This window comes from Clostridioides sp. ZZV14-6387 (assembly GCF_020657835.1).
In the GTDB taxonomy this organism is placed as follows: domain Bacteria; phylum Bacillota; class Clostridia; order Peptostreptococcales; family Peptostreptococcaceae; genus Clostridioides; species Clostridioides difficile_A.
This window is the reverse complement of record NZ_JAGWCW010000015.1, coordinates 45,485-58,241: the sequence shown is the minus strand read 5'-3', so window position 1 is coordinate 58,241 and position 12,757 is coordinate 45,485. Positions and strand designations below refer to the sequence as shown.

Sequence of the window (12,757 nt, the reverse complement as noted above, 5' to 3'; positions counted from 1 at the left end):
GAGTGAAGATAAAAGTAAAAATGACAAGGATGTCAACTATACTAAGGAGGGTAAAATAATGAGAGTTAATACAAACGTAAGTGCTTTGATAGCAAACAATCAAATGGGAAGAAATGTAAGTGGACAAAGTAAGTCCATGGAGAAGTTGTCTTCTGGGGTTAGAATTAAGAGAGCTGCTGACGATGCTGCTGGACTTGCAATATCTGAGAAAATGAGAGCTCAAATAAAAGGATTAGACCAAGCAGGTAGAAACGTTCAAGATGGTATATCAGTTGTACAAACAGCAGAGGGTGCATTAGAAGAAACTGGAAATATACTACAAAGAATGAGAACTTTATCATTACAATCTGCAAATGAAATTAATAAGAAAGAAGAAAGAGAAAAGATAGCTGACGAGTTAAAGCAATTAAAAGATGAAATTGAAAGAATATCAAGTTCAGTAGAGTTTAATGGAAAGCAACTGCTTGATGGAAGTTCTACAACAATAAGATTACAAGTTGGAGCAAACTATGGAACTAATGTTGCAGGTACATCTAATAATAACAATGAGATAATAATAGAGTTAGTAGATACTTCAGGTATAATGAGTGCAGCTGGAATAACAAGTAGTTCAATATCAAGTATGAATGCAGATGGTGCTTCAGGAACAGATGCAGCTAAAAATATGGTATCTAGCTTAGATTCAGCTCTTAAGAAATTAAACTCATCAAGAGCAAAATTAGGGGCACAACAAAATAGACTAGAATCAACACAAAACAATTTAAATAATACTCTAGAGAATGTTACAGCAGCTGAATCAAGAATAAGAGATACAGATGTAGCTTCAGAAATGGTTAACTTATCTAAAATGAATATATTAGTTCAAGCATCACAATCAATGCTTGCTCAAGCTAATCAACAACCACAAGGTGTTTTACAATTATTGGGATAAAATAATTTAGTGTATTGGATATAAAAGAAAGGATAAGGCTTTGCTTTATTCCTTTCTTTTTTTAAAAGTATGGATTTGAAAGGAAAATATATGTTACTTAGTATAGTTATGATGGTCAAAAACGAAGACAAAATACTTGATAAAACTTTAAAATCATTATCAACATTGAGAAATTCTATAGAAAATGAACTTATCATAGTAGATACAGGTTCTACTGATGATACTATAAGAATAGCAAAAGAGCATACAGAAAAAGTATATTTTCATAATTGGAATGATGATTTCTCTAGTATGAGGAATATATCAATATCCTATGCCAAGGGGAAATGGTTACTTATATTAGATGCAGATGAAATATTAATTGATTGCTCAAATATTATAAGGTTTTTTGAGGATGGTCTTGATAAAAAGTTTAATTCTGCTTCTGTAAGACTAAAAAATCTTTATTCATTTGATAAGAAATCATATGGACATTGTTCAGTGTTGAGACTCTTTAAAAATGTTGATTTTAAATATTGTGGTAAAGTTCATGAACAACCAATGTATAAAAATCCTATATTTAATAATATTGCTGACTTTGAACATTATGGATACTTATTGGAAGATGAAGAAGTAAGAATAAATAAAGTAAAAAGAAATGAAAAATTATTATTTGAAGAATTAAAAGAAAATGAGAACTCTCCATATATAAATTACCAGCTAGGAAAAAATTTCATTATATTAGGAAAATATAGAGAGGCTCTAGATTATTTCGAAAAATCTTACAAATTATACTTAAAATTAGAAGTAGTACCTGGTTATCTAATAACGAATATTGCAAAAGTATATTTATATTTAGGAAAACATAAAAAGTGTGAAAAATTATGTTTAAAATATATTAGTAAAGACAGAAATAATATAGATATATACTATTATATTGGACAAGCACAAGTTGGTTTAGGTAAGTATGAAGATAGCATATATTCATATAAAAGATATATTTATTTGTTAGATAATTATGAAATAAGTACACAAGCAAATAGTTTATTTTCAGATACAGATACTATAGGGCTTAGAGACGAAGCTACTATTACATTGATAAAAATTTACTATAAGCTTGAGAAATATGATTTAGTAATTTCAGAGTATGATAATATTAAAAACATGGAAAAAAAGAAGAATGTTTATTTTAATTTGTTTATGTCCTTATATAAATTAGATAGATTTGAAGATATAAAAAGCTATTATAAAGAGGTTCCAAACTCTAAGGTTGAAAGAAATAGCTTTTATAGAAATATAGAAGAATTTATAAATAATGTGAAAGATGATGAGAAGGATAGTATATATAGAAGCCTTTGCGCTATTGAGGGTAATTATGGTCTTCTGAATAACATAAGAATAAATAAACATGTATCTATAGATATGTGTAAAAAAATACTTGATGAAGAGAAAGACGTAATTTATGCAGGGATTATAAAAATAGCTTTTGAAGAAAAAGTTGATTTACTAGATATTTTTTACGATATGGACTATGTTTGGATAGAAAAATATTTAAACCATCTTTTAGCTTTAGAAAGAAGTTCCAATTTATCAATATATAAATATATTATTGGTCGTCCTAATACATCGAAAATAGAGAAGATAAGAGTGTATAAAGTTATATCTAAAGTAGTTTTACAAAACGTCAGTTTAAGTGATGAAAAATATAAAGAACTTTTTTATATTTATATAATGTACTCTTATAAATACATAAAATACATATATAGTAATCTAAATGATTTTGAATTAATGAAATTTGTTTGCAATGATATAGATAAATTTACTCTAGAATTTAAGCATTTACTTGATGGTAAAAGTAAGATAAATGATGTTAATGAAAAATTAGAGTATATACATAATATGAGGAAATTACTAAATGAATATCCTTTTTACAATAAGATAATAAAAATATTTATAAGCGAATTAGAAGAAAGTATAAAAGAAAGTGAAGAGTTTAACCTATTAAAAGATAGCTTTATTATTCATATAGAAAATATGATTGAGAATGGAAAAATAAATGATGCAAAATTATTGATTGAAGACTATTCAAAATCATTTATAGATGATGTTAATATTTTAAATATAAAGGGAATTTTATTTATGTGTGAAGATAAATTTGAGGAAGCTGATTTTATGTTTAAAAAGGCATTATCATTAGATATAGAAAATGAGGATACTATATATAATATAGAATACTTAAAAAACTTAAAATAAATTGAAAAATAGGATATTTAGAAAATAAGCATATCAATAATAGTTAATGAAAAATTTAAAAATCTAGTAAAAGATTAAGGATATGGATATGAAAATAATGATACAAAATTTACTAGTACAATGATATTCAAATACAATAAAATGGAATATACTCAATGGTTTTAGTATATAGACAATTTGATTTAAGGGAAACTAATTTTATCATACCTACTTATAATAATAAATGGATAAGGATATCTAAAAATTAAGCAGCAAAAAACAATATAAATGAAAATTATATATATTTTATCTTAATTTTTTTCAAAATTAGACGATAATATGTATGTAATTAAATCAGGCAATATCCTAAAAATGAATTTTTTGCACGTTAAGACAATATTTTAGTAATTTCAATATTTTATTGTTTCTAAGTAATTAACTTAACTTAACATAAAACAACAATATTTATGACAATCAAATTTTATCAAATTATTTTAATGCTTAAAAACCATTTATAGAGTATTTTTGTTAGTCAATAATCCAAAACTTATTTATTTTGATAAAATCTAGTTTTTAGCATTTTTGATTAAACTATATATTATTTTATAATAAAATTTAGAATTTTGCTAAAATGATATAAATTTTGTAAAACTATTTAAATTTCTAACTTAATCTTGTTTGGCGTACTTATTACTCAAAAATAGGATTTTATGCTTCAATGAAAGGGAATAAAATGGAAAATTATAAATTTGTTTTTGATTTAGACTCAACATTAACTAAAGAAGAAATACTTCCTGAGATTTCTAAGTGTATAAATAAATATGAACTTATGCAAAATCTTACAAATGAAACTATGCTAGGAAATTTATCTTTTGAGGAAAGTTTTAAGAAAAGAGTTGATTTATTAAAATGTATTCCTATTTCTAAAGTTAAAAGTATAGTTGCTAAGATTAATCTTAACGAAAAAATTGTAAAGTTTATAAAAGAAAATCCAGATAGATGTACTATTGTAACAAATAATTTAGATCTTTGGATTTGTGATTTAATGAAAGAGCTTTCTCTAGAAAATAAATATTATTCATCTATAGCTCATTCAAATGGCGATTTCATTGATAAAATTAAAATTGTAATAAAAAAAGAAGATATTATAAAAAAAATGAAAAGGCCTATAGTTGCGGTTGGTGATGGTAGTAATGATATAAAAATGATAGAGTGTGCTGATATTGGAATTGGCTTTGGAGGGGTAAGACCTATAGCTCCTGGAATATTGAAAGTATGTGATTATGCATTTTATGAGGAGGAAAGATTATGCCAACTACTAAAACAATTGTTATAAACAGTGCAGGTACAGGAAGTAGACTAGGATTAAATTCAAATAAGTCGTTAATAGATATAGATGGAAAACCGCTAATAATAAGGCAACTAGAATGTCTTGATGATTATGATGATATACGTATTGTAGTAGGATTTCAAGCAGAAAAGTTAATCGAAACTGTATGTTCTTATCGTAAAGATATAATGTTTGTATTTAATCATGATTACTTAAATACTAAAACTGCAGCAAGCTTATCTTTAGGAAAAAAATATTCTAGAGATATTATTATATCACTAGATGGTGATATCCTTTTTTTCAAAGAAGATTTTGATAAATTTGTTAATACAGAGGGCGAAATTATCGGTGTATGTCAACCTTACACTAATAATCCTGTCTATGTTAAAACAAAATTTGTCAATAATGAAGAACTTGCTACAGGCTTTTCAAGACTAGAGGGAGATTATGAGTGGACTGGTCTATTTAAAATATCTTCTAGAAGTTTAAAGTCTGGTATAGATCATGTATATAAAATGATTTCACCCAATTTACCACTTAAGATAGCACATATCGATTTGAGAGAAATTGATACTTTTGAAGAATACAATGATGCTTTAGAATGGTATAGAAATAAAAAGTAAAGGAGCTTCTATATGGATGATGCAACAAGAATTTATGAAAAATATATAGATATAAAAAAAGATAATGTACAAAACTTTTGGAATGAGCGAGCTAAAAAATATGTTCCAGAGAGTCCTTATGCTTCAGTAAAATGTAATGATCAGAATCCTAATTATGCTGACACTTTAGATAAATATGAAAAAGAAATAATAATTCCTAAACTAAATATAATTAGAAATTCAAATATATTGGATATAGGATGTGGTGTAGGGAGATTAGCTGATGATATAGTTCCCATATGTAATTATTATCTTGGAACAGATTTTGCTGAAGATTTAATAGGTATTGCTAAAAAAAGATTTTCCAATGATAACTGTGATTTTCAAGTATGTGATTTTATTAATATCTTACATGATAAAAAAATTAAATCTAAAAAGCCATTTAACATGATTCTGTTGGCAGGAGTCGCAATGTATATCAATGATGATGAATTAAAAATAGCATTGAAAAATTTATTAGAAATATTAGATGAAAAAACAACCATATATATGTCTGGACCTATTGGAATAAAAAAAAGATTAACTTTAAAAGAATTTTATTCCAAAGAATTAAATTCAGAATACAATGTTATATATAGAACTATAGAAGAATATAAAGAGATTCTAAAACCACTATTAGATGAAGGATTTAAAATTATTGAAAGCAAAAGCTTTTTGACAGATATAAGTCAATATTCTGATACAGAAAGGCATTACTTTATACTAAAGAGATAGTTTTAATATAAATAAAATTAAGATTAAGGTGAATCTAATGAACTATAATAAAAAAAATGAAGTTTTAAATCTTATACAAATGCTTATAGAAGGTATTGATTATATAAAAAATAACAATTTAAGTGAATCAATAGTTGATTCATCTCTTGAAGCTGTTAATTATATGAAAAAATATATAAATAACTCTGGAAGAAGTAATAATAGCTTGTTAAATTTAATTGATGAAATTTATGTGAAGATTTTAAGACTCTCTATATATAAAAATATAAAACTTATTGAGGATTGTGAATTTATCATAAATAAATTAAATTATTTATCAAATATAATAGAAAATAGTTTGAATAAAAAGTTGAAAATTGTATTTATGCCTTATAATGCAAAAATGTGGAATAGCTTGGAAAGTATCTGGAAATCTGCAGTTTTAGATAATCAGTGTGATTGCTATGTAGTTCCTATACCATATTATAAATTAATTGATACGCCTGATGGTATGACTCAAATATATACATATGAAGGTAATGATTTTCCTGAAGATGTCCCAATAATACATTATGATGATTTTGATTTATCTAAAGAAAGACCTGATATAATATACGTTCATAATCAATATGATGATTGTAACAATGCTACTATGGTAGATAGTAACTATTTTTCTTATAACTTGAAACAATACACTAACATGCTTGTATATGTTGCTTATGGCATACTTGGAACTTATCCTGTTAGTTTTTACTTAAATTTTTATGAAATGATAGCATCTAGAAACTTTGATAAAGTTGTTGCACAATCCCCAGCATTTGAAATTATAGCAGAATGTAGTGGTATAAACAAGAATCAAATATTAACAATAGGATCTCCGAAATTTGATTCTTTAATTTATAATCTAAAACAAAATAGTATAAATAAAGATTATGAATCTAAATTAAAGGACAAGATTATTTTCTTATGGACAACTAATCTAATGAAAATACCTAATGGTAAAGAGAGTGTAATTGATGAGATTGAAAATGCATTTGATATTATTGAAAATAGTCAAGAGTATGGTCTTATATATAGACCACATCCATTAGAGCTTGAATATGTAAAATCTAAAGCTCCAGAATGTTTTAATAGATATAAAACTTTGTTAGATTCAATATCTACAAAAAATAATATTATTTTAGATGATTCTATATCTTACTATGAATCATTCAACTTATCTCATGCTTTAATAACAGATAGGTCTTCCATATTAATAGAATACATTCAAACAAAGAAACCTATATTAATTTATGATATAAATATGAAACATGAATATTATGATTCAAGAATATTTGATATATTTTCAAATTATGTAGTGGGAGAAGAAGAAATGGATTTAATAAAATTTATGAACTTGGTGAGAAATAATAAGGACTATAAATTAAATCAAAGATTAAACTCTCTAAGTAGTGTATTATCAAATACTGATGGAAGTTGTGGTGAAAAAATACATATTAATATACTAGAATATGTTTTAAATAATCATATTTAATTAAAAACAATTCATAAGTAAGCAAATTTGGGGTTAGAAAATATTAAAAAAAGTTTGGAAATTTTAATACATATAAAAAATGATAAAAAGGCAAATTAATTAAGTTTGACCTTTTTTTATTTATTCTTAAAGAAATTAAATAGAGACTAAAGGAAAATTCTAAGGAAAATAGAGTTTTAAAATTAGGAATAAAACATATATGTAAATATAGATATTCAAGTATATTGATGGAAGATAATGTTATAATAGATAATTTCAATGCAATAGTATAAAAAGGGGAATTTATGATAAATTTAATTTATATTGTAAACTTTTGTATACTATAAATATTATGTGCTATATTAGTTAAATATTATAAATGTAAATATAGTAAGAATATTATAAATATAAATATTAGAGATTAAATTAAAAAATTATATAAAATATATTTAAAAAAATTGTTATTTATTGTATACTTAAAGTAAAACTAAATAGGCAAAACTAGAGAAATCTAGTGACGCAAAGCTATAGGGGCTAAAGTTTGTATATACGAACTATGCTAGCCAGTTGCCAAAAAGAGTCCTAAGTATAATTGTATACATAGGATTAGTCGAAGTGACTGCTTTTTTGGCGGTCATTTTATTGTGGAAAAATTACTTTATTACAGTAGAAAATACATATAATAACATATTTTACCAATTATAACAAAAAATAAAGAAAAACTGTCTGAAAAAGTTGCTATTTTACAAAGAAAGGTAACTTTATGAAGAAAAAATTAAATACATATTAAAATTTTTTTTTATTTTCATTGGAGTTAATCGAACTTAAATTAGATTTCTTACTAAAATGATACATTATTATATTAATGTAATAGAATTGTAATAGATTTAAATGAACAAAGAAGTCATTTTTTGTAATATAGCAACTTCATTTTTTTATTAAATATAGTAAATAAATATATTTTGAGGAGGGATGAGTATGAATACATATGACATTATAAAAATGGGACTAGATGCAACTAATCTGAGAAGTCAAACAATAGCAAATAATATAGCAAATATAAATACTGAAGGTTACAAAAAACATTATGTAACTTTTGAAGAAACATTAAATGATGCCATGCCAAAAATAGAAGAAAAAACAGACAATTCAAAAGGTTTAAGAGTAGATGGCAATAATGTGGATATAGAAGAAGAAAAAGTAAAGCAAGCAATGACAACGTTGCAATATAATGCTTTAATAGGTTTTGCAAATGGCAAAATAGCAATGACCAAATCAATAATAACTGGGAGGTAACTAGAAGATGAGTGTGTTCAGTGGAATGGAGATATCTGCTAGTGGATTAACAGCAGAAAGTTTGAAAATGGATATCATATCATCAAATGTAGCTAATATAAATGCTACAAGAGGTCCAAATGGAGAAGCATATAGGAGAAAAATTGTTTCCTTTGAAGAAAACTATGATAATAAATTAGGTATGTTAGGAGTAAAAGTTACATCTGTTGAAGATGACAAATCACCTCTTAAAGAAGTATATGACCCATCTCATCCAGATGCGAAACCAAATGGATATGTAGAATATCCAAATGTAAATATATTGGTTGAAATGACAGATTTAATAACAGCTTCAAGAGCATATGATTCTAACATAGACACACTGAATGCTCAAAAATCTATGATATCGAAAGCTTTGGAAATAGGAAAGTAGGGATAAATTATGCCAATTACACAAATCAACAATTTAATGCAAGGTGCAAAGTTAGATAATTTGATTGGAGAAACAAAACCATTAAACCTTAATAATAAAGAAGAAAAAAAGAATTTCGAAGATGTAATAATAGATACTATAGACAAAGTTAATTTTCAACAAGTGACAGCGGATAATATGAAAGAAAAATTTATAAAAGGCGAAGATGTTTCTATGCATGAAGTTATGTTAAAAGGTCAAGAAGCACAACTATCTATGCAATATCTGATAGAAGTCAGAAACAAGATTCATGATGCATATCAAGAAATGAATAAAGTACAAATTTAGCCTTTTGAACAGGAGTAATAATCAATGATAGCCAGTTTTAAAAATAAGATTAAGGAGCAAGTTGCTAAATCTAGGACAAAAATAGGTTCTTTAAAAAAAGGAACTAAGATAGCATTAGGTATAGGGATTGTTGCTATATGTTTAGCGCTAGTATTTACAGCAATATCTGCAAGTAAAAATAAGTATGCAGTCTTATTTTCAGAACTAGATGTTCAAGATGCTGCAGATATATCAGCAGAATTAGAGTCTAGAAAGATAGATACTAAGGTAAAGGGAAGTACAATTTATGTTCCTAGAACAGAAGTCGATAAGTTGAGGCTGGAGCTAGCTCCAAGTCTTACAGGTGGTTCTAAAGGATTTGCATTAATGGATGATAGTTCGTCTATAGGACTTACTGATGAGGAGTTTCAAATTAAGAAGCAACGAATCATACAAGGTGAAATAGAAAAAACAATCAAGAGTTTTCCACAAGTGGAAGATACTAGAGTACATATAACATTTGGAGAGTCATCAGTGTTTGAGAAAGAAGCAGTTCCAGGAAGTGCAGCAGTTTACTTAATGTTAAAGCCAGGAACAACTTTAGAAAAAAATCAAATAAAATCTGTTATGGCACTTGTATCAGGAAGTGTTACAAATATACCAGAGAAAAATGTTCAAGTTATTGATAATAAGATGAATCTATTATCAGAAGGTATCTTAGATGATGAAGAAGTTGATGAAAATAATCAACCTATAAATGGTGGTATTAGTGTTGATAAAAATAAGGCATCTGAACAAGCATTGAATAAACAATTAGAAAAGTCTATTTTGGAAATGCTAGAGCCAATATTTGGTACAGGAAAAGTAAAAGCTACAGTAAATGCAGATTTAAGTTTTGATACAGCTGAAAAAACTGAAATAAAAATTGACCCTGATAAAGTTGCAATAAAAGAAACAAGGTCAAAAAATTCATCTAAATCTGCCACAAATAATGTCCAAGGCGTAGATGCTAATATGAATAATCAAGGAAATAAAAATGGCACTAACACAGAAGATAGTTTGGATGAGAGTTTTGAATATGAGACAGGTAAGATTGAAACTCATACTATAATTGCACCAGGAGAACTTAGAAGATTGACAGCTTCTGTCGCTATAGACGGAAAAATAGCTAAAGGAGTTCAAGCTGATGTGGAAGATATAGTTAATAATGCTATAGGCATGGATGGAGCAAGGGGAGATACTCTTAGTGTTGTTTCAATGGTCTTTGACCCTAAAGGAAAGGCTGAAGCTAAACAAGAACTGGAAGAGATTAAAAAAGAAGGCTTCAAAACTAATATAATAAAGGCAGTTATTGGAGTAGTGGCAGTTATTGCAGTAGGTGCTATTGGATACTTAATATATAAGAAGAGAAGTGAACAAGAAGATATGGATTATGAGGATGAAGTTTATAGTGCTAATTCTAGTACTGTTGATAAGAAAGATAATCCTCTATTAGGGGATGACCCAGAATTGACATTAGAAGAAGCTGTTAAAATGTATGCAGAAGAAAAACCAGACCAAGTAACAGAAATAATAAAGACTTGGTTAAATGAGTAAGGGGGATAGAATGTGTCCACAGAAATTACGAATGTTAGTGCATTTGACTTAAGTGATATAAGTGAAAATGAGAAGAGTGAGAAAGTAGAAGGTGAGGGTCTAAAAAAAGCTGCTGTACTTTTAATGACATTAGGACCAACTGTGTCTAGTGATATAATAAAAAGTCTTCCAGATAAACAGGTTCAAAAAATAGGTTTGGAAATTGCAAATATTTCTTCAATAGCTTCAAAAGAAAGAAGAGAAATATTAAAAGAGTTTGTAGAAATAAATAAAGCAAAAGATTATGTTATAGAAGGTGGGTTGGAATATGCAAGAGAACTGCTAAGTAATGCCTTGGGAAATTCTAAAGCAAATAAATTACTTGAAGGTATATCAATAGATACAAGTACAAAGCCTTTTAAACATATTATAAAATTGGATACAAAGAAAATATTAGAAATACTTAGAAATGAAAGTGCGCAGACTGTAGCTATTTTACTTGCACATATGGACCCACAAGATGGCGCAGAAATTTTAGCTCACTTAGATTTTGATTTACAAAATGAGGTAGCTATGAGAATAAGTTCAATGGGTTCAATATCTCCAGAAGTTATAAAAGTAATTGAAAGTTCATTAGAAGATAAATTACATTCAATAAGTGGTGATGATTTTAAAGATTATGGTGGAATAGCTACATTAGTTCAAATATTACTTAATTCTGATAGAAAAACAGAAAAGAATATTTTGAATACTGTTGAAGAAAAAGACCCAGCTTTAGCAGCCCAAATTAAATCTCATATATTTGTATTTGAAGATATTGTAAAACTAGATGATATGAGCATACAAAAAGTACTAAAAGAAGTAACTATGAAAGATTTAGTTTATGCTTTAAAAGGTGTGGATGATGAAATTTCAGATGCTATATATAGAAATCAATCTTCTAGAGCAGCAGAAGCGCTTAAAGAAGAAATGGAGATGGTTGGTGTAATAAAAGTTGCACAAGTTGAAGGTGCTCAGCAAAAAATAGTAAATAGCGTAAGAAAACTTGAAAGAGAAGGTGCTATAACTATTGTAAGGAATTTTGGTGATGACTTTGTCGAATAACAAAATTATTAAAAGTGAAAAAGCATCATATAAAGGAATTCTAGATTTATCTATAATAGACAAAGCTAGACTGGGAGAAACAAATATAAACGAAGAGAATGATTGTAGATTTAGGGATGAAGTAATAAAAGAAGCTATAGAGTCTGCTGAGATAAAAAAGAATAAAATATTAGAAGAAGCAAAAACAAATGCACAAAATATAGAAAAACAAGCTTATGAAAAAGGATATAGCCAAGGTCAAAAAAATGGATATGAGGATGGATATAGAGAATCCTACGATGAATATATCCAAAAAGCTAAAGGTGAAGCAGATTTTATAAGAAATCAGGCAGATTTAATTCTATTACAAGCTAATGAGAAAATGACTGAGTACATAAAGGAAAAAAACAAAGAAATTATAAGACTTGCTATCAATATGGCTAGCTCTGTTTTAAAAAAGCATTTTGAAGATGAAGAGTCTATGAGTGACTTGTTAAAGCAAATTATTCAAGATTACGAAGGAAGTAGTTCATTCATAGTAAGATGTAATTCTTTCTATAAGGATAATATAGAGAAAGAGTTTGAACTATTCAAAGAAGAGACATCATTAAAATCAAGTGTATTTGTTATTGCAGATGACAGTATAGATAAAGGAAATGCTATTATACAAAAGGAAAATGGGAGAATAATAGTTGGTGTTGATTGTGCTATGGAAAAACTAAAAGAAGAATTGCTTGGTGAATAA

12 protein-coding genes and 1 riboswitch are annotated in these 12,757 nt (G+C 26.7%); all 12 genes read left to right on the top strand.

All coding sequences use genetic code 11. The features are described 5' to 3' along the window. Window positions 1–58 precede the first annotated feature (58 nt). The 12 genes from KGF38_RS11085 to KGF38_RS11030 all read left to right on the top strand — a co-directional run bounded on the left by KGF38_RS11085 (window position 59) and on the right by KGF38_RS11030 (window position 12,757). Window positions 59–931 carry a flagellin gene (locus KGF38_RS11085; RefSeq protein ID WP_074178080.1) on the top strand — a complete coding sequence of 291 codons (873 nt, stop codon included), beginning with the start codon at window positions 59–61 and terminating at the stop codon, window positions 929–931. Between the two features lie 69 nt (window positions 932–1,000). After that, window positions 1,001–3,163: a glycosyltransferase gene (locus KGF38_RS11080; protein ID WP_227832365.1), complete on the top strand. Its 2,163-nt coding sequence runs from the start codon at window positions 1,001–1,003 to the stop codon at window positions 3,161–3,163. Between the two features lie 697 nt (window positions 3,164–3,860). Then, window positions 3,861–4,478 carry an HAD-IB family phosphatase gene (locus KGF38_RS11075; protein ID WP_176702438.1) on the top strand — a complete coding sequence of 206 codons (618 nt, stop codon included), beginning with the start codon at window positions 3,861–3,863 and terminating at the stop codon, window positions 4,476–4,478. Further along, entirely contained in the window at window positions 4,451–5,095 is a 645-nt protein-coding gene (locus tag KGF38_RS11070; protein WP_074178078.1) for an NTP transferase domain-containing protein, read from the top strand. Before KGF38_RS11075 ends, KGF38_RS11070 begins: the two co-directional genes overlap by 28 nt. 12 nt (window positions 5,096–5,107) lie before the next feature. Further along, complete coding sequence (locus KGF38_RS11065) at window positions 5,108–5,848, top strand: class I SAM-dependent methyltransferase (RefSeq protein ID WP_074178077.1); 741 nt, start codon at window positions 5,108–5,110, stop codon at window positions 5,846–5,848. Between the two features lie 37 nt (window positions 5,849–5,885). Further along, the gene (locus KGF38_RS11060) at window positions 5,886–7,361 is read left to right on the top strand and encodes a CDP-glycerol glycerophosphotransferase family protein (RefSeq protein ID WP_176702437.1); all 1,476 of its coding nucleotides are present in this window, start codon (window positions 5,886–5,888) and stop codon (window positions 7,359–7,361) included. A 463-nt stretch (window positions 7,362–7,824) separates the two neighbouring features. Continuing rightward, window positions 7,825–7,915, top strand: a riboswitch (cyclic di-GMP riboswitch). 403 nt (window positions 7,916–8,318) lie between these two features. Then, a complete protein-coding gene (gene flgB / locus KGF38_RS11055) occupies window positions 8,319–8,636 on the top strand; it encodes a flagellar basal body rod protein FlgB (RefSeq protein WP_054268805.1) in 318 nt (105 codons plus the stop codon). Window positions 8,637–8,643: 7 nt separating this feature from the next. Continuing rightward, entirely contained in the window at window positions 8,644–9,048 is a 405-nt protein-coding gene (gene flgC, locus KGF38_RS11050) for a flagellar basal body rod protein FlgC (RefSeq protein ID WP_021382740.1), read from the top strand. A 9-nt stretch (window positions 9,049–9,057) separates the two neighbouring features. Beyond that, window positions 9,058–9,375, top strand: a complete 318-nt coding sequence (fliE, locus tag KGF38_RS11045) for a flagellar hook-basal body complex protein FliE (protein WP_054268807.1) — start codon at window positions 9,058–9,060, stop codon at window positions 9,373–9,375. Window positions 9,376–9,399: 24 nt separating this feature from the next. Then, complete coding sequence (fliF, locus tag KGF38_RS11040; RefSeq protein ID WP_054268808.1) at window positions 9,400–10,950, top strand: flagellar basal-body MS-ring/collar protein FliF; 1,551 nt, start codon at window positions 9,400–9,402, stop codon at window positions 10,948–10,950. Window positions 10,951–10,962: 12 nt separating this feature from the next. Further along, entirely contained in the window at window positions 10,963–12,033 is a 1,071-nt protein-coding gene (gene fliG, locus KGF38_RS11035) for a flagellar motor switch protein FliG (RefSeq protein WP_074178075.1), read from the top strand. Further along, complete coding sequence (locus KGF38_RS11030) at window positions 12,017–12,757, top strand: FliH/SctL family protein (protein ID WP_074178074.1); 741 nt, start codon at window positions 12,017–12,019, stop codon at window positions 12,755–12,757. Before fliG ends, KGF38_RS11030 begins: the two co-directional genes overlap by 17 nt.